This is a genomic window from Gryllotalpicola sp. (assembly GCF_027352875.1).
Taxonomy (GTDB): domain Bacteria; phylum Actinomycetota; class Actinomycetes; order Actinomycetales; family Microbacteriaceae; genus Gryllotalpicola.
Map to the genome: position 1 here is coordinate 1 of NZ_DAIEII010000027.1, position 19,516 is coordinate 19,516.

Annotated in this window: 18 protein-coding genes and 2 tRNA genes; 4 read left to right on the top strand and 16 right to left on the bottom strand. The window is 69.1% G+C overall.

Going from position 1 to position 19,516, the window contains the following annotated elements; genetic code table 11:
• Window positions 1-142: 142 nt before the first annotated feature.
• The 4 genes from M7D61_RS03630 to M7D61_RS03645 all read right to left on the bottom strand — a co-directional run bounded on the left by M7D61_RS03630 (window position 143) and on the right by M7D61_RS03645 (window position 2,818).
• Entirely contained in the window at window positions 143-379 is a 237-nt protein-coding gene (locus M7D61_RS03630; protein ID WP_298227704.1) for a helix-turn-helix domain-containing protein, read from the bottom strand.
• A gap of 173 nt (window positions 380-552) precedes the next feature.
• A tRNA-Ile gene (locus M7D61_RS03635) sits at window positions 553-626 on the bottom strand.
• A gap of 16 nt (window positions 627-642) precedes the next feature.
• A complete protein-coding gene (locus tag M7D61_RS03640) occupies window positions 643-1,836 on the bottom strand; it encodes a glycosyltransferase (RefSeq protein WP_298227706.1) in 1,194 nt (397 codons plus the stop codon).
• A 52-nt stretch (window positions 1,837-1,888) separates the two neighbouring features.
• Window positions 1,889-2,818 carry a DMT family transporter gene (locus M7D61_RS03645; protein WP_298227708.1) on the bottom strand — a complete coding sequence of 310 codons (930 nt, stop codon included), beginning with the start codon at window positions 2,816-2,818 and terminating at the stop codon, window positions 1,889-1,891.
• Window positions 2,819-2,858: 40 nt separating this feature from the next.
• Here M7D61_RS03645 and def point away from each other — a divergent pair, with 40 nt between their 5' ends.
• The gene (gene def / locus M7D61_RS03650) at window positions 2,859-3,425 is read left to right on the top strand and encodes a peptide deformylase (RefSeq protein ID WP_298227710.1); all 567 of its coding nucleotides are present in this window, start codon (window positions 2,859-2,861) and stop codon (window positions 3,423-3,425) included.
• 133 nt (window positions 3,426-3,558) lie between these two features.
• A tRNA-Asn gene (locus M7D61_RS03655) sits at window positions 3,559-3,631 on the top strand.
• Here M7D61_RS03655 and M7D61_RS03660 read toward each other — a convergent pair.
• The 8 genes from M7D61_RS03660 to dusB all read right to left on the bottom strand — a co-directional run bounded on the left by M7D61_RS03660 (window position 3,593) and on the right by dusB (window position 14,299).
• On the bottom strand, window positions 3,593-4,435 hold the full coding sequence (locus tag M7D61_RS03660; protein WP_366083723.1) for a dipeptide/oligopeptide/nickel ABC transporter ATP-binding protein: 843 nt from the start codon (window positions 4,433-4,435) through the stop codon (window positions 3,593-3,595). The genes M7D61_RS03655 and M7D61_RS03660 overlap by 39 nt on opposite strands.
• Before the next feature lie 9 nt (window positions 4,436-4,444).
• A complete protein-coding gene (locus M7D61_RS03665; protein ID WP_298227713.1) occupies window positions 4,445-6,106 on the bottom strand; it encodes an ABC transporter ATP-binding protein in 1,662 nt (553 codons plus the stop codon).
• Window positions 6,103-7,071, bottom strand: a complete 969-nt coding sequence (locus M7D61_RS03670; protein ID WP_298227715.1) for an ABC transporter permease — start codon at window positions 7,069-7,071, stop codon at window positions 6,103-6,105. Before M7D61_RS03670 ends, M7D61_RS03665 begins: the two co-directional genes overlap by 4 nt.
• 1 nt (window position 7,072) lies before the next feature.
• Window positions 7,073-8,119 carry an ABC transporter permease gene (locus M7D61_RS03675; protein ID WP_298227717.1) on the bottom strand — a complete coding sequence of 349 codons (1,047 nt, stop codon included), beginning with the start codon at window positions 8,117-8,119 and terminating at the stop codon, window positions 7,073-7,075.
• 68 nt (window positions 8,120-8,187) lie between these two features.
• The gene (locus tag M7D61_RS03680) at window positions 8,188-9,828 is read right to left on the bottom strand and encodes an ABC transporter substrate-binding protein (protein ID WP_298227719.1); all 1,641 of its coding nucleotides are present in this window, start codon (window positions 9,826-9,828) and stop codon (window positions 8,188-8,190) included.
• Between the two features lie 134 nt (window positions 9,829-9,962).
• Entirely contained in the window at window positions 9,963-11,894 is a 1,932-nt protein-coding gene (dnaG, locus tag M7D61_RS03685) for a DNA primase (RefSeq protein ID WP_298227721.1), read from the bottom strand.
• Window positions 11,895-11,901: 7 nt separating this feature from the next.
• Window positions 11,902-13,146: a deoxyguanosinetriphosphate triphosphohydrolase gene (locus M7D61_RS03690; RefSeq protein ID WP_298227723.1), complete on the bottom strand. Its 1,245-nt coding sequence runs from the start codon at window positions 13,144-13,146 to the stop codon at window positions 11,902-11,904.
• Window positions 13,139-14,299 carry a tRNA dihydrouridine synthase DusB gene (gene dusB / locus M7D61_RS03695; protein WP_298227726.1) on the bottom strand — a complete coding sequence of 387 codons (1,161 nt, stop codon included), beginning with the start codon at window positions 14,297-14,299 and terminating at the stop codon, window positions 13,139-13,141. The genes M7D61_RS03690 and dusB overlap by 8 nt, the downstream gene beginning before the upstream one ends.
• 42 nt (window positions 14,300-14,341) lie before the next feature.
• On the opposite strand from dusB, the gene M7D61_RS03700 reads away from it, so the two are divergent.
• Complete coding sequence (locus M7D61_RS03700) at window positions 14,342-14,833, top strand: YbaK/EbsC family protein (RefSeq protein WP_298227728.1); 492 nt, start codon at window positions 14,342-14,344, stop codon at window positions 14,831-14,833.
• A gap of 140 nt (window positions 14,834-14,973) precedes the next feature.
• Here the strand turns inward: M7D61_RS03700 and M7D61_RS03705 are convergent, their stop codons facing one another.
• From M7D61_RS03705 to recO, 3 genes are read right to left on the bottom strand one after another with little or no spacing between them, the layout of a single operon-like run.
• Window positions 14,974-15,660, bottom strand: coding sequence for a DsbA family oxidoreductase (locus M7D61_RS03705; protein WP_298227730.1), 687 nt, complete (start codon window positions 15,658-15,660; stop codon window positions 14,974-14,976).
• 47 nt (window positions 15,661-15,707) lie between these two features.
• Window positions 15,708-16,511 (bottom strand): isoprenyl transferase, encoded by an 804-nt coding sequence (locus M7D61_RS03710; RefSeq protein WP_298227732.1) that lies wholly within the window; start codon window positions 16,509-16,511, stop codon window positions 15,708-15,710.
• On the bottom strand, window positions 16,508-17,275 hold the full coding sequence (gene recO / locus M7D61_RS03715) for a DNA repair protein RecO (RefSeq protein ID WP_298227734.1): 768 nt from the start codon (window positions 17,273-17,275) through the stop codon (window positions 16,508-16,510). Before recO ends, M7D61_RS03710 begins: the two co-directional genes overlap by 4 nt.
• A 32-nt stretch (window positions 17,276-17,307) precedes the next feature.
• On the opposite strand from recO, the gene M7D61_RS03720 reads away from it, so the two are divergent.
• Window positions 17,308-17,478 carry a hypothetical protein gene (locus tag M7D61_RS03720; RefSeq protein ID WP_298227736.1) on the top strand — a complete coding sequence of 57 codons (171 nt, stop codon included), beginning with the start codon at window positions 17,308-17,310 and terminating at the stop codon, window positions 17,476-17,478.
• 80 nt (window positions 17,479-17,558) lie between these two features.
• On the opposite strand, the gene leuA is transcribed toward M7D61_RS03720, so the two are convergent.
• On the bottom strand, window positions 17,559-19,319 hold the full coding sequence (gene leuA / locus M7D61_RS03725) for a 2-isopropylmalate synthase (RefSeq protein ID WP_298227738.1): 1,761 nt from the start codon (window positions 19,317-19,319) through the stop codon (window positions 17,559-17,561).
• Window positions 19,320-19,516 lie beyond the last annotated feature (197 nt).

Consider the following 19,516-nt stretch of genomic DNA (forward strand, 5'->3'; position numbering starts at 1 on the left):
GACCAGCCAACCCGGCACGAGCAGGAACACCTCAGTGGAACACGCGGGCAGAAAGGCCCAACGACCAGCCCTGCCCAAAACGAGGCGCACCACTCAAATGGAAATCAGACGCACGCCCCCCGCCGGGTCGGTGGATCGAGGCTTAGCGGTGCCGGCATTTCCGCCCGGTCTCCGACGCTCCGCGCTCGTGGCGGGCTTCCAGCCAGGCGTTCACGTCCGCCGCGCTGAATCTCAGATGCTTGCCGACACGGTAGGCCCTGGGGCCGCGCCCGTTCACACGCCAGTCGTAGATCGTCTGCACCGGCACGCCGAGGTAGCGCGCCAGCTCTGCGGCCCCGAGCAGCGGGGCCAGTCCCATCCGGTTCGAGTTGTCTTCCATACCGGATAGGTGCGGAAGACGTTCCGACGGGGCCGGAGAAAACCGGAAACCGACCCAGAACGACGCGAACAGGAACAGCGAGAGCGACCCCATTCCGATGGGATTGCGATGGATTCATCAAATCCGACCCCTGCAAAAAGTCGCGAAACCCCAGGGATTCCGGGCGACTTCCGTAGGGCGGGCGGGACTTGAACCCGCGACCCAAGGATTATGAGTCCTCTGCTCTAACCGGCTGAGCTACCGCCCCTCGGCGATGGGACCGGTCACTCTGTCACCGGGTCCGTCACCGGCATCCCACGATACAGAGCCTCGAACGTCGACACGGTGCGCTCGATGTCGTGCGACTGCACGATTCGGAGGCTCGCGTGCTTCATCGCGTCGAACTCGGCCTCCGGCAGCGTCAGCACACGCTCCAGCTTGGCGGCGAGATCGACGACGTCGCCGGGGCGGAAGAGGTAGCCGTTCTCGCCATCGTGAACGAGATGGGGCAGCGCCATCGCGTCGGCCGCGACGACGGGAAGCCCGGATGCCATCGCCTCCATCGTCACGATGGACTGCAGCTCCGCGATCGACGGCATGGCCAGAACACTCGCCGCGGTGTAACGGGCCGGCAGATCGGCGTCGGAGACGTAGCCCGCGAACGCGACCCGATCGCTGAGGCCGAGCGACGCCACGAGCTTCTCGAGTTCGGCGCGCTGCTCGCCCTTGCCGACGATCTCGAGCCTCGCGCCGAGCGACTCCGGCAGCAGCGCGAACGCCCTCACCAGCACGTCGATGCACTTCTCATGCGCGAGACGGCCGACGAAGAGGACCGTATTGCGGGCCCCCTGGAACGACGGCGTGTAGTCGGTGGTGTGGATGCCGCACGAGATCGCGTGCACATCGCGGATCGGCGTGTGCTCCTCGAGGAACTCGGCCGCGCGGCGCGTCGGCGTCGTCACCGCCTCGGCCCTGCCGAGCACCTTCCCCTCGTCGCGCCACGCCCACTTGAGCAGAACCGGCCACGCGAACCGTGGCACGCCGGTGAACTCCAGCATGTTCTCGGGCATGGTGTGATTCGTCGCGATGAGGCGGATGCCGCGGCTGCGCGCCTCGACCGAGAGCGCGCGGCCGACGATGAAGTGCGACTGGAAGTGCACGGCATCCGGCTTCACATCGTCGAGAATGCGCGCGACGCCGCGGCGCGCAGCCCCCGGGAAGATGAAGCGCACCCACTCGTGCAGGGGCCAGCGGTGCGAGCGCAGCCGATAGACGAAAACGGCATGCCCAGCATGCGTCTCGACGCCCTCGTGGGGAACACCCGTATCGGACGGTGCGACGACCACGACGCGATGGCCGCGCTCGATGAGACCCTCGGCGAGTCGCTCGGCAAACTTGGCCGCGCCGTTGACGTCCGGGGCGAAGGTGTCACAGCCGAGCAGGATCGTGAGCCGCTCGTCGGTGGCCGGGTCCGGCAAATCGTCTACCTTCCGTCGGGGACGCCTCAGTCTAGAAGCGCGATTCGGGCGATCAGTGTTCGACGCGCGCCTGGGGGTGGTAGCGCGCGAGGACGAGCACTCCCACGATCGCCACGAGCCCCGTCACGACGAAGAGGGCGGTGGTCCAGCCCTGCGCGACGGCCGCCTCGTTGAGGATGACGATGCCGATGGTCACCGCGACCATCGGGTCGATGACGGTGAGCCCCGCCATGACGAGGTCGGGCGGGCCCGAGGCGTAGGCGTTCTGCACGAAGTACGCGCCGAGCGCGACCGCGACGAGCAGCGCGAGGATGCAGATCGCGGTGAGGAAGCCGAACGCACCCTGCTCGGTGCGTGAGATGACGACCTTTGCGAGCGTCGCGACGAAGCCGTAGAGGACGCCCGCGCCGATGACGTAGACGAGGGCGCGCAGGCGCTTGCGCAGCAGCACGAACCCCACGATGCACGCCGCGAGCACCCAGCCGAGGACGGCGAGCACCTGCACCAGCGCGCTCTCGGTGACGCCGACGTCGCGCGAGGTGAAGGCGGCGATGATGACGAAGACGCCGACCCCGCCGACGCAGAGGCAGATGGCCGTGATGGTCGGCGTGTTGAGCTTGGTCTGCGACAGCCACGAGTTGAGCACGGCCGTGACGACGAGGCCGAAGGCGCCGATGGGCTGCACGACCATGAGCGGGGCGAAGGCGAGGCTCGTGAGCTGCAGCACGATGGCGATGCCGATGAGGGCGGTACCGGCGATCCAGGTGGGGCGCTTGAGCAGCATTCCGAGATGGCGCATGCCGAGCCCGCCGGCGGCGGCCACCAGCTCGCCGGTCTCGGTGCCGACCTTGGTGACGCCACGGCTCTGGAACTGGGTGCCGAGCGCAAGCAGAATCGCGCCCGCGAGCGCGATGGGGATGCCGATGAACTGTTTGGGGTCGAGGGCGAGTCCCTGCGCCACGCTGCTCAGACTGCCGCCCACCTCGCAAAAGTACCCGATGCTCCCCCGATATTCTGGACGAATGGCCGTGCTACCCATCAGGATCTGGGGCGAGACCGTCCTCCACACCCCCGCGGCACCGGTCACCGTCTTCGACGACAAGCTCCGCACGCTCGTCGCCGACATGTTCGAGACGATGGACGCTGCACCCGGCGTCGGCCTCGCAGCACCGCAGGTCGGCGTCGCCCAGCGGCTGTTCGTCTACGGCTGGAGCGACGACGAAGCTGCCGAGTATCGCGGCGTCGCGATCAACCCCGTGCTGTGGCTGTCGCCGGTCCTCGCCGAGGAGCCCGACGAGGAGGCCGAGCAGGAGGGATGCCTGAGCTTCCCCGGGGAGCGCTTCCCCCTCAAGCGCGCCGACCAGGCGATCCTCGCGGCCGTCGACCTCGACGGCGAACCGTTCGAGATCCGGGCGAAGGGCTGGCTGGCCCGCATCTTCCAGCACGAGTACGACCACCTCGACGGCACGCTCTACATCGACCGGCTCTACCCGCCCTACGACGCGGATGCCGCGAAGGTCGCCCGGAAGCGCGGCTGGGGAAAGCCGGGGCGCTCCTGGCTGCCGGGAATGGACAGGCTCGAAGGCTAGCCGCGAATTGCGCCACGTACAGGTTTCAGCCGCCGGAGCCTGACATGGCGCAATTCGCGCACTGACCTCGACGCGAGGCGCGCCGGACAGATTTGCTAGAGTGGCTTCTGCCGCCGAAGTCCAGGCAGCGCATTCCTCGATAGCTCAATTGGCAGAGCAGCCGGCTGTTAACCGGCAGGTTCTTGGTTCGAGTCCAAGTCGGGGAGCTCCACCAGATCGAGCGCCTCCTTCAGCCGAGCGACGAAGGGGTGCGCGGGCGACGCGAACACCTCGTCCACTCCCCCGTACCCGACGATCTCGCCCTCGTGCAGCACAGCGACGTTGGCCTCCAGCGCCCGGAGCACGCCGAGGTCGTGCGTCACGAGCAGGGCGGCGAACCCGGGGTCGCGCTGAAGCTCGCGGATGACGCCGAGCACGGCATCCCGCACGGTCGCGTCGACGCCCGCGGTCGGCTCGTCGGCGATGAGCACGTTCGGCCCGAGGACCAGAGAACGCGCGATCGCGACCCGCTGCTGCTGGCCGGCGCTGAGCTCGTAGGGGTACTGCCAGGCCGCCTCCAGCGGCAGACCGACGGCGATGAGGAGCCGCCCTACCCGGTCATCCCCGGCCGCTCGGGCGAGCGGTCGTGACCGCGCGTAGACCGGTTCGAGGATGAGATCGGCGACCGTGCGGGTGCGCGTGAGCCGTGTCGCGGCGTCCTGCCGCAGAAAGCCGACCGAGAAGTCGAGGGCGCGCCGCCCGCGCCGGCTGAGGCGCCGCAGCGGAACGCCGCGTACGGCCGCCTCGCCGCCGGTCACCCGAAGATCCCAGCCGCCCGGCCCCTTCTGGCGCAGGGCGCCGGCCAGCACCCGGGCGAGCGTCGTCTTGCCGCCGCCGCTCTCGCCGAGGATGCCGAGAATCTCCCCCGGCCCCACCGTCAGCGAGACGCCGCGCAGCGCGTGCACGACGCCAGAGCGCGTGGCGTAGTCGGCGCTGAGATCACTGACCTCGATCGGCGCTCTCTCTGCCACGGCTCGACCCTAGTCGCCGAGCGCGCGCAGGGCGTCGCGCCGTTCGGCCTGCGCGTCCGGGTCCGGCACAGGCAGCGAGGCGAGCAGCCGGCGCGTGTACGCGTGCTGCGGGCTGCCGAGCACCTGGGAGTTCGGACCGGTCTCGATGATCTCGCCGTTCCTCATCACCGCGATGCGCGTCGCGAGCTGGTCGACGACGGCAAGGTCGTGGCTGATGAACAGCGCAGCGAACCCGAACTGCCGCTGAAGCTCGCCGAAAAGCTCGAGCACCCGCGCCTGCACCGAGACGTCCAACGCCGAGGTCGGCTCGTCGAGGACGACGAGCGACGGCGAGAGAGCCAGCGCGCGGGCGAACGAGACACGCTGGCGTTGGCCGCCGGAAAGCTCGTGGGGGAACCGCTCGCCATACGCGGTCGGCAGCTGCACGGCATCCAGCAGTTCGTCGACGCGAGCGCGGGCGTCGCGAGCGGTTCGAGCGCGGCCGTGGACGATGAGCGGCTCGGCGACGCACTCGGCGATGGTGAGCAGCGGGTTGAAGCTCGTGCCCGGGTCCTGGAAGACGAACCCGATGTCGCCGCGAACCGCCCGGAAGCGCCTCTCACGGACGCCGTTCATCTCGAACCCGAGCACGTCGAGGGAGCCGCCGGTCACCGGCGTGAGGCCGGCGATCGCGCGCCCGATCGTCGTCTTGCCCGAGCCCGACTCCCCCACCAGACCCAGGACCTCGCCGGCATGGATGTGGAAGTCGACGCCGCGCACCGCCGTGAAACCGCCGCTCCCGAACCTGGCCGGGTACTGGATGACGAGGCGCTTCGCCTCGACCACGTTCGCCGTCGCCGGCTCCGGCGTGTCCCGCTGCGAGTGGCCCGCGCCGACGCGAGGCACCGCGGCCAGCAGACGCTGCGTGTAGGCGTCCTGCGGGGCCGCGAAGAGCTGTCGCACCGGCGCCTGCTCGACGACCCGACCCTGATACATGACCGCGACACGGTCGGCGAGATCGGCGACGACGCCCATGTTGTGAGTGATGAGCACGATCGCGCTGCCGAAGTCATCCCGGAGACGGCGCAGCAGATCGAGGATCTCGGCCTGCACCGTCACGTCGAGGGCGGTCGTCGGCTCATCGGCGATGATGAGGCCCGGGTTGAGTGCCAGCGCCATCGCGATGACGATGCGCTGCTTCTGCCCGCCGGAGAACTCGTGCGGGAAGTGGTCGATGCGGTGCGTCGGATCGGGGATGCCGACGAGCTCGAGCATCTCGACGGCGCGCGCCCGGGCGTCGGCGCGGCTCAGCCGGCCGTGGGCGCGCAGTCCCTCGGCGATCTGCCACCAGATCGGGTAGACGGGATTGAGCACGGCGGACGGCTCCTGGAAGACCATCGCCGCATCCCGGCCGCGCACCTGACGCAGCTGGCCGGGAGACAGCGAGAGGACATCGACGCCGTCGGACGAGTCCCGCCCGCGCAGCACGACGGCACCCCTCGTCGTCGCAGTCTCGGGGAGCAGGCCGAGGATAGCGCGCGCGGTCACTGTCTTGCCCGACCCCGACTCGCCGACGATCGCGAGCACCTCGCGCTCCCCGACCGCGAGGCTGACGCCGTCGACGGCGAGCACGCTGCCCTCGTCGGTGGCGAAGCGCACCACGAGGTCCTCGATCTTGACGACGTCGCTCATGCCTCGAGCTCCAGTGCGGCTTCGTTCGCCTCGGCCGAGCGGCGGCGCAGCCGCGGATCGGCGAGGTCGTTGAGGCCTTCGCCGAGGAGCGAGATCCCGAGCGCGAGGAGGACGATCGCCAGGCCGGGGAACAGGGCCGTCCACCAGATGCCGGCGGTGACGTCCGAGACGGCCTTCTGCAGGTCGTAGCCCCACTCGGCGGCGCTCGACGGCTCGATGCCGAGCCCGAGGAATCCGAGCCCCGCAAGCGTCTCGAACGCGTCGACGGCGTTGAGCGTGATGATGAGCGGCAGCGTGCGCACCGAATTGCGCAGCACGTGGACGAAGAGCACCCGGCCATTGCCGGCGCCGATGACCTTCGCCGATTCGACGTACGCCTCCGCTTTGATCCGGACGACCTCCGAGCGCACCACCCGGAAGTACTGAGGCACATACACCACCGAGATCGACAGCGCCGCGGCCATGATGCCCGACCAGAGGCTCGACTGCCCGCGGCTGAGCATGATCGAGATGACGATCGCCAGCAGCAGCGACGGGAACGCGTAGATCGCGTCGCAGACGACGACGAGGATGCGGTCGAGGGGCCCGCCGAAGTAGCCCGAGAACAGCCCGAGGAGCACGCCGATGATGAGCGAGATGATGACGGCCGCAACAATGGCCATCAGGGCGGTCTGCGAGGCGTATAGGGTGCGGCTGAGCACGTCGTAGCCGGCGATGGTCGTACCCCAGAGGTGCGTGGCCGAGGGCGCCGCCGAGCCCGGGAACGTGCCCGAGGCATCCTGCAGCTGGTTGAAGCGATAGGGCGCGATCACCGGCGCCAGCAGCGCGACGAGGATGTAGACGAGCGTGATGATCACGCCGACGAGCAGCATGAAGCGCTGGACGCCGACGCTCTGGCGCAACTCGCGCAGGACCGGGACCTTCGCCAGCCACGTTCCGCGCGGCTTCGCGGGCACTGCGGTCATCTCAGTACCTCACCCTCGGGTCGATGAGCGCCGCGATGATGTCGACGATGAAGTTCACCACGGCCACGATCACCGCGAGAAGGGCGACGATCCCCTGCACCGCGACGAAGTCGCGCGCCTGCAGGTAGTGGTTGAGCTGGTAGCCGAGACCGTTCCACTCGAAGGTCGTCTCGGTGAGCACCGCCCCTCCGAGCAGCATCGCGATCTGCAATCCGATCACGGTGATGATCGGGATGAGAGCGGGACGGAAGGCGTGCCTGGTCACGAGGCGGTACTCGCCGACCCCGCGCGAGCGCGCCGCGTCGATGTACCCGGTGTTGAGGGTGCCGATGACGTTGGTGCGCACCAGCCTGAGGAAGATGCCGGCCGTGAGCAGGCCGAGGGTGACGGCAGGCAGAATCGCATGCTGCAGCACATCGGGAAGCGCCGCCGGGTCGCCGGTGCGCAGCGCGTCGATGAAGTAGATTCCGGTGGGATTGCTCAACTCCTGCATCTTGAGCTCGACGGTCGTCGACGCACGGCCTGCGACCGGCAGCACGTGCAGCCAGATCGAGAAGACGAGTTTGAGAAGCAGCCCCGAGAAGAAGATCGGCGTCGCATAGAAGAGGATCGCCAGGACGCGAAGGACTGCGTCCCCCCAGCGGTCGCGGATGAACGCCGCGAGCATGCCGAGCGGGATGCCGACGATGAAGGCCACGACGAGTGCGTAGACCGCGAGCTCGAGGGTCGCCGTGCCGTAGGTCGTGAGAACCGTCGTGATCGGTTGATGATCGCTGTACGTCGTGCCGAAGTCACCGCGCAGGAGCTGCCCGAGGTACTGGGCGTACTGGACGATGATCGGCTGGTCGTAGCCCGCGGTGTGGATGCGCTGTGCGAGCTCGTCCGGCGGAAGGCGCCCGCCCTGCGACGCCGTGATGGGGTCGCCGGTGACGCGCATGAGGAAGAAGACCAGGGTGACCAGGATGAAGATCGTCGGGAAGATGAGCAGGAACCGCACGACGAGGTAGCGGATCAGCCCGCCGCTCGCAGCATGCGTCTTCTCTGCCATCGAGGCCTTCCTGGACGAGGAGGAGGGCGGCCGACCGAAGCCGACCGCCCTGCCGATTGAACGGGCTGCTACTTGGTCAGCGTCGCGTAGCGGAACTTGAACGAGGCGTCGAGGACCGCGCCGGTGACCGACTTGCCGGTGACGATGACCTGCGCACCCTGCAGCAGCGGGATCGTGTCGAGATCCTTGGCCACGAGGTCCTGGATCTGCCCGATCTCGGCGGCGCGCTTGGCCGCGTCGGTCTCGCCGGTCTCCTGCGAGATGAGCTTGTCCACAGCCGGGTTGTCGTAGTGGTTGTGGAGGAAGCCGCCCTGCGGGAAGAACGGGGCCAGGTAGTTGTCGGCGTCCGAGTAGTCCGGGAACCAGCCGCGCTGGAACAGCGGGTAGCCGTCGTTCGGGGCCTGCTTCGAGAACGTCACGTTCTCGACGCCGTTGAGGTTCACGGTGAAGAGCCCGCTCGCCTCGAGCTGCGATTTGAGGAGACCGTACTCGTCACCCGACTGCGGACCGTAGTGGTCGCTGTTGTAGGTGATGTCGAGCGCGACCGGCGAGGTGATCCCCGCCGCGGTCAGCACGGCCTTCGCCTTGTCGAGCGAGGGTCCGCCGTTGCCGTCGCCGTAGAGGCTCTTCAGCGCCGTGTTGGCCCCGGTGAGGCCGTTCGGGACGTAGGAGTAGAGCGGCGTGTAGGTGCCCTTGTAGAGGTCGCTCAGCGCCTGGCGGTTGATGACATCGGCGACGGCCTGGCGCACGGCAAGTGCCTTGGCCGGGTCGGGCGTCGAGGTTCCGGTGCCGAACGGCTGGGTCTTGAAGTTGAAGACGAGGTAGCGGATCTCGCCGCCGGGGCCCGTGGTGACCGTGACCTTGTCGGTCGCCGTCTTGAGGTCGGCGATGTCCTGCGCCGAAAGGCTGCGGTAGGCCGCATCGATGTTGCCGCTCTCGACGTCGAGCTTCAGGTTGGAGGAGTTCTTGTAGTACTTGACGACGACCTCGGCGTTGGCGGCAGGCGGCAGGACGCCGACGTAGCCCGCGTTCTTGACGTAGTCGACGAGCTGGTTCACCTTGTAGCTCTTGATCGTGTACTGGCCCTCGAAGGCATTCGCGGCGACGATCGCGTCATCCGTGGTCAGCGCGGTGGGGCTGAAGACCTTCTGATCGACGATCGGGCCGACAGGACTCGAGAGCACCTGCTCGAACGTCTGGTCGTTGGCGACCTTGAGATGGAAGTCGACGGTGGTGTCGTCGACAACGGTCGTCTTGTCGAGGTTCGCGAGGAGCGAGCTCGGGCCATTGCCGCCGTCGGCGCCGGAAGCGCCGATGGCCTGCTGCCGGTCGAAGGTGAACTTCACCGAAGCGGCATTCAGCGGGTCGCCGTTGGCGAAGGTGAGATTCGGCTTGAGCTTCACCTCGAACGTCGTCGGATTGATGAACGATCCGCTCTCCGCGAGCGAGGGCTTGACGTCCGGGCTGTTGTACGGCGTGTCGAAGAGGAAGCCGAAGACCTGGGTCTGCACGGCGAACGAGCCGTTGTCATAGGAACCGGCCGGGTCGAGCGCGACGATGGAGTCGGTGGTGCCCAGCGTGATGGTCGCGCCGCCGGTCGATCCGGTGCTGGGGCTGCTGCCGGAGCAGCCCGCCAGGACGAGCGATCCCGCGACCGCGGTGGCGGCCAGGGCGATCAAACCAGCCCGGCGCTTCGTGAAGGAAGTCATGCCGCTGAAATCTCTTTCTGTGATGGGTGCAGGGCCCTCCGGCCGCGACTGCGCGGCCTCAAGGGTGGTTGCTAGCTAACCACAACAGTATTTCCGCGGCATAACCGCGGACCCACCACGTCACGCGCGAATCGCTATTCGCCGCGGACCGCGCGCCGCTGCTGCTCGATGTCGGCCATTGCCCGCTGGAGGGTCGCCCGGCCATCGACGTCGACCGGGTCGCTGCGCTGCAGTCGGCCCTGGAGCTCCGCCTTGCGCCCGAGAAGGTCTTTCTCGACGAGCGCGGCGACGGCGCCCCGGACGAAGCCGGCGAGCTGCGCTTCGTCGCGCACCGGAAGGGGCGCGACGGCGAGCTCCTGGACGAGGCCGGCGAGCGGAGCCGGCACATCGGCGAGCACCTTCGCGAACCAGCCGGATTCCGCATAGCTGTCGAGATTCGCAGCGATCGCATCGCGGACCACCTGCAGCGACTGGTTCGCGAACCGCGCCTCGGCCGCCTGCCCGGCCAGGTCGCGGCCGACCAGTTCGGGCTGCTGCAGGATCCCCATGAGAGCGTCCCGCTCGAGCCGGGTCACGGGGTCGGTGGCGAGCGCGAACAGGCCTGCGGGATTTGATGCCCGGATGGCGGGGGTTTCCCCGCCCGCTGCGGGCGGGGGCGAACCGCCTTCTCTCGACAGTCCTGAGGTTTCGGCGCCACCGAGTGGGCGCCGGTGCGCCGGATCGGCGCTATCTCTCCTCTGACGGCCTGCCGCCGTCACCGCGTGCTCGGCCTCGGTCAACTCCGCGCCCGTCATCCGGGCGAGTTCGCGCGTGTAGCCGGGGCGCAGCGCGGTGTCCTTGAGCTCGGCGATGACCGGCGCCGCGGCCCGGAGCGCACCGATGCGGCCCTCGAGCGTCGAGAGGTCGAACCGCGCGACCGTCTGGCGCAGGATGAACTCGAACATCGGCCGCTTCTCGTCGATCATCCGAACGATCGCAGCGTCGCCCTGCGCGAGTCTCAAATCGCACGGGTCGAGCCCGTCCGGGCCGACGGCGACGTAGGTCTGCGCACCGATCCTCGTCTCCTGGATGACGTCCCAGGAGCGCTCGGCGGCCTTCTGGCCCGCCGCATCGGGGTCGAAGGTGAAGACGACCTGGCTGGATGCCTCCTCGTCGCCGAGCATCCGCCGCAGCATCCGCACATGGTCGGCGCCGAACGCGGTGCCGCAGGTCGCGACAGCCGTCGTGATGCCGGCGAGATGGCACGCCATGACGTCGGTGTACCCCTCGACGACGACGACCTGGTGGCCGCGCCCGATGTCGCGCTTGGCGAGGTCCAGCCCGTAGAGCACCTGAGCCTTGTGGTACACCGCCGTCTCGGGGGTGTTGAGGTACTTGGGGCCCTGGTCGTCGTCGAAGAGCCGACGCGCTCCGAATCCGAGCGTCTGGCCGGTGACGTCGCGGATCGGCCAGACGACCCGGCCGCGGAAGCGATCGTAGATCCCCCGGTCGCCCTGGCTGACGAGGCCGGCGGCGGCGAGAACCTCGGGCGTGAACCCCTTCGCGCGCAGGTGGTTCGTCAGCTCGTCCCAGGCCTTCGGCGCATAGCCGACGCCGAAGCGCGAGGCGGCCGCAGCGTCGAAGCCGCGCTCGCCGAGGAACCTGCGGCCGGGCTCGGCGTCGGGCAGGGTGAGCCGCTGCACGAAGAACTCCTCGGCCGCCTTGTTCGCGGCCAGGAGCCGGGTGCGCTGGCCGCGCTCCGCGTCATCCTGCGCGCCACCGTCCTCGTAGGTGAGGACGTAGCCGACGCGGGCGGCGAGCTTCTCGACCGCCTCGGCGAAGGTCACGTGGTCCAGCGCCTGGAGGAACGAGTAGACGTCGCCCGACTCGCCGCAGCCGAAGCAGTGGTAGTAGCCGAGCTGGGGGCGCACGTGGAAGCTCGGGCTGCGCTCGTCGTGGAAGGGGCAGAGCCCTTTGAGCGACCCGATGCCCGCCGGCTTGAGCTGCACGTACTCGCCCACGACGTCGGCGATGTTGGTCCGGGCCTTGACCTCCTCGATGTCGGAGTGTCGGATGCGGCCGGGCATGGCTCGATTATTGCGGAACGCTGCGCTCGAACCAGGCGATCGCTGCCTGATCCGTGAGCGAAGCGACCTGGTCGACGACGACGCGCTTGCGGGCCGCGTCATCGGGCGCCGCGGCCCAGTCGCCCGCGGATCCCGCGTCGAGTCCAACAGGGCCGGCCGCGAGCAGCGCGTCGGCGAGGCCGATGAGCAGCTCCCGCTGTCGCTGGTACACCGGCTGGCGCTCGTTGTTCGCCATGATGTGCGCCGCGGTGATGCCTTTCAGCGCGGCGATCTCCGCCGCGATCTCGCGCGGCACGACGACGGATGCTCCGAACCGGGCGAGCAGCACGACCGGGTGCGCCTCGAGCGTGGCACTCGTGGCAACGCGCACGAACCGGCCGATGAGCTGGCTGGTGAGGTCCTTGAGCCGCGCCTGGGCGAGGCGGGAGCCGTCCCAGGCGGTCACCCAGGCGTCGAGCGCGCGCAGCCGGGTGTACGCCTCGGCGAGCTCTTCCCGGGCGAACTCGTCGCCCGACCAGGCGGCCATCGTGTCGACGAGGTCGGCGTCGGATCTCGACGAGGTGAAGGCTGAGACGTCGATGAATCCGCCGACGACGGCGTCCTCGTAGTCGTGCACCGAATACGCGATGTCGTCGGCGAGATCCATGACCTGCGCCTCGATGCAGCGCACCTGCTCGGGAGCGCCCTGCCGCAGCCAGTCGAAAGCGGCGGTGTCGTCCTCATAGAACCCGAACTTGGCACGACCGCTCGGATCCAGAACGGCCCACGCGGCAGACCACGGATACTTGCAGCTCGCATCGAGGCTGGCGCGGGTGAGATTGAGCCCGTAGGGCCGCCCGTCGACGCCGAACACCTTCGGCTCGAGCCGGGTGAGCACGCGCAGCGTCTGCGCGTTGCCCTCGAAACCGCCGATGTCCGCCGACCAGTCGTTGAGAGCCCGCTCGCCGTTGTGACCGAACGGCGGATGCCCGAGGTCGTGCGCGAGGCACGCCGTGTCGACGACGTCGGGGTCGAGCGAGAGCTGCTGGGCGAGCTCCCGGCCGATCTGCGCGACCTCGAGCGAGTGCGTGAGCCGGTTGCGGGCGAAGTCGAGGCCGAGGGTCGGCGAGAGCACCTGGGTCTTCGCCGCGAGGCGCCGCAGGGCGCTGGAGTGGAAGATCCTGGCCCGGTCCCGGGCGAAGTCGCTGCGCCGGTTCGAGTGCTCCTCGGGAAGCCAGCGCTCGCGGTCGAACGCGGTGTACGCGTCATCCACCGCTGTTGTGCTCCTCCGCGGCGGCGATGTCGGCGCGCGCGGCCTCGTCGAGCTCGCGGCTGTCGAGCCACCGGTCCGGCAGCGACGGCACGCGCGGCCCGCCGGCGCGACCGCGCTGGCCCTCGGCGTCGACGCCGGGGTACGGAGTCGACCAGTCGAGCTCGGCGAGCAATCCGTCGATCTCCTCGAGCGTCGAGGCGGTGGCCAGTGCCGCACGCACCTCGCCGCCGACCGGGTAGCCCTTGAAATACCAGGCGACATGCTTGCGGATGTCGCGGCAGCCGCGCAGCTCGTCTTCGTAGAAGTCGCCGAGCAGTTCGGCATGACGTCGGAACGCGCGCGCGACGACGCCGAGGTCGGGCTGGTAGCCCGCATCGCGCGTCCACTCGCCCCTCATCGCAAGTGCGAGGTCGCCGAACAGCCACGGGCGGCCGAGGCAGCCTCGTCCCACGACGACGCCGTCGGCGCCGGTCTCGGCCATCATCCGCAGCGCGTCGTCGGCAGACCAGATGTCGCCGTTGCCGAGGACGGGGATCGAGAGGGCGTCCTTGAGCCGCGCGATCGCCGACCAGTCGGCCCGCCCCGAGTACATGTCCGCCGTCGTGCGGCCGTGCAGGGCCACCCACTTCGCGCCCTCGTCCTCGGCGATCCGGCCGGCATCGAGGTAGGTGAGGTGGTCGTCATCGATGCCTTTGCGCATCTTCACCGTCACCGGAAGCACCCCCGCCGCGGCGACCGCCTCGTGCACGATCTCGCGGAACAGCCCGAGCTTCCACGGCAGTGCGCTGCCGCCGCCCTTGCGGGTGACCTTGGGTGCCGGGCAGCCGAAGTTGAGGTCGATGTGGTCGGCCAGGCCCTCGTCGACGAGCAGGCGCACGGCATCCCGAACCGTCACCGGATCGGTCGTGTAGAGCTGGATCGAGCGGTACGACTCCGTGGGATGGTGCCGGATCAGCCGGAACGTCTCGGGACGGCGCTCGACGAGTGCGCGGCTCGTGATCATCTCGGTGACGTAGAGACCGGCGCCGAACTCGCGGCACAGCAGCCGGTACGCCATGTTGGTGATGCCCGCCATCGGTGCGAGCACGACGGGCACCTCGAGGCGGTGCTCGCCGAGCATCAGCGCGGGCGCGGCGGTTATCGTGGCTGGCATCCTGTCGATTCTCTCAGACGGGGCTGAACGGAGGGCGAACGCGTGGCCGATGCGTTCGAGGGCCTGACCGGGACTTCCCGGGTGGCGGCGGATGCCGCAGCACGCGGCCTCGCCGTGGAGATCATCCCGCGCCCCCGCGCGAACTCCCTCACGGAGGCGGCGGCACTGCTCGGCGTCGCGCCGTCGGGCATCGTCAAGACCCTCGTCGTGGGGCGTCACGACGGCAGCTTCCTGCTGGCGCTCGTGCCCGGCGGGCGGAAGATCTCCTGGCCCAAGCTGCGCGCCCTCGTCGGCGTCAACAGGCTCGCCATGCCCGACCCGGAAGTGGCGAAGGAGGCGACCGGGTACGAGCGCGGCACCATCACGCCGCTCGGATCGGCGATCGCGTGGCCCGTGTTCGCCGACGTGACCATCGTCGGGCAGACCATCCACCTCGGCTCCGGCGAGCACGGCTTCTCAGCCCGCGCCGAGGCCGACGACCTCATCGCCGCCTACGGGGCGACGGTGGCCGACATCACGGAGCTCGACGAGTAGGGCCGCCTATCGGCGGCGTGTATCCGCGCGACGATCCACTGGAGCGTCGCCCATCGGCGGAAGCGCGCAGACACCGTCAACGCACATCGCGGCGTCCATCTCGCCGAGAGGCGTCAGCTCGATAGCAGGCGTGAGATCGCTCATGCGCCGAACGCTCCCGCCCCGGCCTTGGCGCGCTCGGTGAAGACCTCTTCGAGGACATTGGCGAACACCCGGGCGTCCTGAGCGCCAGAAACGCCGTACTTGCCGTCGATGACGAAGAACGGCACGCCCTGGATGCCGTACGCGACCGCCTGCGCCTGATCCTCGCGGACCGCCGCGAGGTACGTGTGCTGCTCGAGCGCCGCGCGGAGGGCGGCGCCGTCGAGACCGATCTCCTCGCCGAGTTCGACGAGCGAGTCGACCTTGCCGACGTGCCTGCCCTCGATGAAATACGCCTTGAGCAACCGCTCCTTCATCTCGAGCTGCTTGCCCTGGGCCTTGGCAAAGTGCACCGCCTCGTGCGCGAGGACGGTGTTCGTGTGCTGGAGGTGGTCGTAGTCGTAATGGAGCCCGACGGACTCGGCGATGCCGGTCACCCGGTCGAGCATCTCCTGAACCGCCTCGGCCGGCACGCCCTTGTGGCTCGCGAGGAACTCGGCCTCGCCGCCCTCGAAGTCGACGGGAGTGTCGGGAGACAGCTCGAAGGAGTGGTATTCGATCTCTACATCGCGATCGGGGCCGTTGCCGGCGAACAACCCGGCACCCGCCTCGAACTTGCGCTTGCCGATATAGCACCACGGGCACGCGATGTCGGACCAGACGTCGATCTTGATGGGCTCACTCATGATTCGAGTAAACAGCGCTGCCCCACCGTCTATTCCGCATCCTCGGATCAGACGCTGGGCGCGTCGACGGCGCCGCCGAAACGGCGGTCGCGGTCGGCGTAGAGCTCCACGGCGCGCCACAGGTCGGTGCGCGAGAAGTCCGGCCAGAGGGTGTCGAGGAAGACGAACTCGGCGTAGGCGCTCTGCCACAGCAGGAAGTTCGACGTGCGCTGCTCGCCGCTGGTGCGCACGAAGAGGTCGACATCGGGCATGTCCGGCAGGTAGAGGCGGCGCTGGATGGCCTTCTCGGTGACGGCCGACGGCTTCATCCGTCCGGCGGCGACGTCCTCGGCGATGGCGCGCACCGCGTCGGCAATCTCGAGCCGGCCGCCGTAGTTCACGCACATCGTGAGGGTCAGCGCCGAATTGCCCGCGGTGAGCCGTTCGGCGAAGCGCAGCTCGTCGACGACAGACCGCCACAGCCGCGGCGCGCGGCCCGCCCATCGCACGCGCACCCCCCACTCGTTGAGCTGGTCGCGGCGGCGGTGCAGCACGTCGCGATTGAAGCCCATCAGGAACCGCACCTCGTCAGGCGAGCGGCGCCAGTTCTCCGTCGAAAACGCATAGACGCTGAGGTGCTTCACGCCGACCTGCAGCGCGCCCGCGACGACGTCGAGCAGGGCCGCTTCGCCCGCGCGGTGGCCCTCGATGCGGGCGAGGCCGCGACGGTTCGCCCAGCGACCGTTGCCGTCCATGACGATGGCGACGTGGTCCGGCACCTGAGACGGCGGGATGGCGGGCGGGTACTGCGCCGTCCAGTCGATCGGCACGAAAGGCGCGGCGTCCTGGTGCGTGGCGGGCTTCGGTCTCACGCGCTGGCCGCCTGCCGACCACTGTGTGCATTCGCCTCAGCCTCGCGGCTGACGAGCCGCAGCGACCGCAATCCGCGCTCGAGATGCCACTGCGTATATGCGGCGATGATGCCGGATGCCGTGCCGCGGGCGGCCTCGGCCGAGGAATCCGCACTCGCCCAATCGCCCGTGAGCAGGGCCGTGAGCAGCGCGAGGGTCTCGCCGTCGAGCTTGGGCGCGCCGGGCGGTGCGCAGTCGTCGCAGACGACCCCGCCGAGCTGCACGACGACATGCGAGTGCGGGCCGGGCTTGCTGCACCGGGCGCAGTCGCCGAAGCTCGGCGCCCAGCCGGCGATGGCGAGGGCCCGCACGAGGTACGAGTCGAGAGACAAGGCGGGCGCGTGTTCCCGACGGGCGAGCGAGCGCAGCGCGCCGACGAGCAGCAGGTACTGCTGCCGGGAGCCGTCGTCCTCGGTGAGCCGGTCCACGGCCTCGACCATGGCGTTCGCCGCGGTGTAGCTCGCGTAGTCGCCGACGATGTCGGCCCCATAGGAGCCGAGCGTTTCGGCCTGCTGCACCACGTCGAGCGAGCGGCCCTCATGGAACTGGATGTCGGCGACCATGAACGGCTCCAGCCGCGAGCCGAACTTCGACGCGGTGCGGCGCACCCCTTTGGCGACCGCACGGATCTTGCCGTGCTGCTTCGAGAGCAGGGTGATGATCCGGTCGGCTTCGCCCAGCTTGTAGGTGCGGAGCACGACGGCTTCGTCACGATAGGTGGGCACACTCCATTGTCGGCCCGGCACAACGGAATCCGATGGATGCCACGACGTTCACCCTGCCGTTCTGGGCCGATCGCGCGGCGGTCGCGGTCCTCGGCGCCGCGATCACCTTCGTCGTGCGGCTGCTCGCCGTGCGATCCGGGTGGAGCCCGCCCGAGCAGCGCTCGCTGGCGACGCGGCCGATCAGGGTCATCCGAAAGCGCTAGGCGGGGTAGGGCAAGCTCGAACCGCCAACTCCGCACGGTGCGGAGCGCACCGCCGTGCCGAACCGGCGACTCGAGCGGGGTCAGGCGCTGACGGATTCCGCCTGATCGGCTTTCGCGCGCACCGCACGGTTCACCGCCGAGACGATCGCCTTGAGCGATGCCGTCGAGATGTCCGCGTCGATGCCGACGCCCCACAGCCGCGCGCCGTTGACGTCGAGCTCGACGTACGAGGCGGCCGTGGCATCGCCGCCGGCGCTGAGAGCATGCTCGACGTAGTCGTAGAGCGTGACCGTCAGGCCGCGCTCCGCGACGATCTCGAGGAAGGCATCGATCGGGCCGTTACCGCTCGCCTCCTCGGCAGCGATGCCGTCGCCGTCGCGCAGGCTCACCGCGAGCTGCACCGCGCCGCCGAGATCGCTCGAGGTGCGCGTGCCGAGCAGCTCGAAGCGGCCCCATTTTTCCTCATCGGAGGCCGCCGGCAGGTACTCGTCCTGGAAGATCGCCCAGAGCTCGTCGCTCGTGACCTCGCCGCCGTCCGCATCCGTCTTCGCCTGGACGACGCCGGAGAACTCGATCTGCAGGCGGCGCGGCAGGTCGAGAGCGTGGTCGGTCTTGAGCAGGTAGGCGACGCCGCCCTTGCCGGACTGCGAGTTGACTCGGATGACGGCCTCGTAGGTGCGACCGAGGTCCTTGGGGTCGACGGGCAGGTACGGAACGGCCCATTCGATGTCGTCGACAGTGACACCCTGTGCCTCGGCGTCGGCGGCCATCTGCTCGAAGCCCTTCTTGATGGCGTCCTGATGCGAGCCGCTGAACGCGGTGAAGACGAGGTCGCCCGCCCACGGGGAGCGCTCGCCGACCCGGAGCTGGGTGCAGTACTCGGCAGTGCGCTTCGCCTCGTCGATGTCGCTGAAGTCGATCTGCGGGTCGATGCCCTGCGTGAACAGGTTGACGCCGAGGGTGACGAGGTCGACGTTGCCGGTGCGCTCGCCGTTGCCGAAGAGGCAGCCCTCGATGCGGTCGGCGCCGGCCAGATAGCCCAGTTCGGCTGCGGCGACGGCGGTGCCGCGGTCGTTGTGCGGGTGCAGCGAGATGATGACGTTCTCGCGGTGGTCGATGTGGCGGCTCATCCACTCGATGGAGTCGGCGTAGAGGTTCGGCGTTGCCATCTCGACGGTGGCCGGGAGGTTGACGATGACGTTGCGCTCCGGCGTCGGAACGAAGATCTCGAGCACTCTGTTGACGATTTCGGCGGCGAACTCGAGCTCGGTGCCGGTGTAGCTCTCGGGCGAGTACTCGTAGTAGACGGCCGTCTCGGGGATCGTCGCCTCGTACTTCTTACACAGCCTGGCGCCCTCGAGGGCGATGTCGACAACGCCCTGCTTGTCCTCGCGGAACACGACGCGGCGCTGCAGGATGCTCGTCGAGTTGTAGAGGTGGACGATGGCCTGCTTGGCGCCCTTGATGGCCTCGTAGGTGCGGGCGATGAGGTGCTCGCGGGCCTGGGTGAGGACCTGGATCGTCACATCGTCGGGGATCGCCCCGTCCTCGATGAGGGAACGGACGAAGTCGAAGTCGGTCTGGCTCGCCGAGGGGAATCCGACCTCGATCTCCTTGTAGCCCATCTTGACGAGCAGGTCGAACATGATGCGCTTGCGCTCGGGGCCCATCGGGTCGATGAGAGCCTGGTTGCCGTCGCGGAGGTCGACCGCGCACCAGCGCGGGGCCTTCTCGATGTGCTGGGACGGCCAGGTGCGGTCGGGCAGGTCCACGGCGAACTGCTCGTGGTACGGCCGATAGCGCTGGATCGGCATGGACGTGGGCTGCTGGTTGTTCTTCATGGCTTAGCTCTTGTTCTCGAGTCGGGATCGCCGGCCAACGCCAAACTCCGCGACGAGGGAGGCCTGCTGAACTAGGACTCGTCGCGGCGGCTAAGGAGGAGCAGCGCCGTGTAGTACATGCTCAGAAAATCGTAACACCGCGCGGTGCCCGCCTGGCCAGCCATCAGTGAATCAGCGACCCCTTCGCCGGTGGGCGG